1 tRNA gene is annotated in these 345 nt (G+C 39.1%); it reads left to right on the forward strand.

Features of this window, described 5'->3' with window-relative positions:
- The first annotated feature begins 230 nt into the window (after positions 1 to 230).
- Positions 231 to 307, forward strand: a tRNA-Arg gene (locus H4J41_RS00095).
- Positions 308 to 345: the final 38 nt, after the last annotated feature.

Raw genomic sequence — 345 nt, forward strand, 5'->3', positions numbered from 1 at the left:
GCCACTTTTCTTTAAGTGGCTAAATAATAAAGACTAGCAAATATTAACGCTAGTTAAAAAATGAATATTGTACAAGTTTGTCATCTCCTAAGCATGAGATATAAAAAAACAGTTTATTGCGGACGTGTAGCTCAGTTGGATAGGTTATCTAACGCTAATGGCTACGAATGCTTTTTATGAGTAAAGTTCGTTATCTCCTAAACATGAGATATAAAAAAATAGTTTATTGCGGACGCGTAGCTCAGCTGGATAGAGTACCTGGCTACGAACCAGGCGGTCGCAGGTTCGACTCCTGCCGCGTCCGCCACATTGAAAAAACCAGTCTAATGACTGGTTTTTTTTCGC

Source organism: Colwellia sp. MB3u-45, from assembly GCF_014077005.1.
In the GTDB taxonomy this organism is placed as follows: Bacteria; Pseudomonadota; Gammaproteobacteria; order Enterobacterales; family Alteromonadaceae; genus Cognaticolwellia.